At 49.8% G+C, this 1,431-nt stretch carries 1 protein-coding gene, 3 tRNA genes and 1 pseudogene; all 5 read right to left on the bottom strand.

The features are described from left to right. Nucleotides 1–8: 8 nt before the first annotated feature. Nucleotides 9–84, bottom strand: a tRNA-Gly gene (locus tag A1332_RS01310). A 13-nt stretch (nt 85–97) separates the two neighbouring features. Further along, a tRNA-Cys gene (locus A1332_RS01305) sits at nt 98–171 on the bottom strand. 49 nt (nt 172–220) lie between these two features. After that, nucleotides 221–296 (bottom strand) — tRNA-Gly (locus A1332_RS01300). 50 nt (nt 297–346) lie between these two features. Then, complete coding sequence (locus tag A1332_RS01295; protein WP_064006778.1) at nt 347–892, bottom strand: hypothetical protein; 546 nt, start codon at nt 890–892, stop codon at nt 347–349. A gap of 316 nt (nt 893–1,208) precedes the next feature. Next, nucleotides 1,209–1,431 (bottom strand): annotated as a pseudogene (locus A1332_RS25815) (hypothetical protein); the annotation flags it as partial.

The following is a 1,431-nucleotide window of genomic DNA, read 5'->3' as shown; positions in this document are numbered from 1 at the left end:
TTTAAATTTGGAGCGGGAAACGAGACTCGAACTCGCGACCCCGACCTTGGCAAGGTCGTGCTCTACCAACTGAGCTATTCCCGCAAAAATATAGTAATGGAGGCTGCGACCGGAATCGAACCGGTATATACGGCTTTGCAGGCCGCTGCATAACCATTTTGCTACGCAGCCTTTATAGGGACAATAAAAAAAGCCGCGATTTGCCGCGGCTTTTTAAATTTGGAGCGGGAAACGAGACTCGAACTCGCGACCCCGACCTTGGCAAGGTCGTGCTCTACCAACTGAGCTATTCCCGCTTGGCTTACTATCCTGCGTATTATAAAAAGATATTTTTTTGTGTCAACAGTTATTGCAGGTTTATTGCCGAAGTCCAGGCTTTTCGGCCTTGGCATTCTCCGGATTCAGTGATCTCTACTTCAGCCCACAGAACATTTTTATCGGTAGTATCTGCCTGAGCTTGGATCAGTTTGACGGCGGTGTTAAGCGGCATGTGTTTGCACGCGCCGTCACGATCATTTTCTTCGGTATCATCGTAAGCCGCCATAGAGCCGGGGACGGAGACTAATCTGACAGTTGCATTCGGATCGTAAGTATTGGGGCTTTTCAATACGTAATTTTGTCCGGGGACCATGGCTTTCGCTTGGTGAACCGGCAATTTGGCATCAGATCCGCCGCCCATAAACACGGCTACCACGATCAGTGCTACTGCGCCGACACCGCCAAAAAATACTTTGGGGTTGGATTCTTTTAGGGCCAGCAGATTAGCCACGATATTGCCGGCCGCATTTTTTGCCGCAGCGGCGGAATCAGCGGCTGGACTTGTTTCCGGTTGCTTAGGCTCTTCAGCTTGATTTTGGGCTTCGGTCTCGTTGTTGTTTTCGTCTAGGCTCATGCGATGTTTCCTCTTAAGCTAGTTATTATTATGGTTAAGTGGCTAAAGTTACCACGCCGTTCGAACATTTCAAGCATTCATTTTTTTAGTCATTTATTCGTATCTTAAGGGGAACTGTAGCAAAAATGAACAAGCCGGGATAAAAAAGCTGATAGGGTTGCGGGTTTGCTGTGTTTGGATAGTGTTGGGCTAAGCGATTATCGAAGTCGGCGTTGCCAGTTTAAATCCAAATTTTTTTGGTTGAGGTTGTTGTGGTGCTCTGGTCTATGTTGGCTTTATTGGGGATAGATGATGATTCGCTGTCGCGAGGCTTGTTTTAATGCCGGTTCTCGCACCGGCGGGCGAGATACTTTCTTTTGCTCCGCCAAAAGAAAGTGTCCAAAGAAAAGGCGGCCCGGACGCCGCTTATTCCCTGCGTTCCTCGCTTTTGATAGGGGTTGCCGAAAGGGGCTTCCTGCCCCTTCGGCAACGCGCCGCATCCCTGCGGCGCCCCTAGCGGGCTGTTCCGATCAAAAGCTCCGGTGCTCGGCGCAGCATAC

It is taken from the genome of Methylomonas methanica (assembly GCF_001644035.1).
GTDB classification, from domain to species: Bacteria; Pseudomonadota; Gammaproteobacteria; order Methylococcales; family Methylomonadaceae; genus Methylomonas; species Methylomonas methanica_A.
The sequence above is the reverse complement of the archived record's forward strand: the minus strand, read 5'-3'. Positions and strand labels throughout refer to the sequence as shown.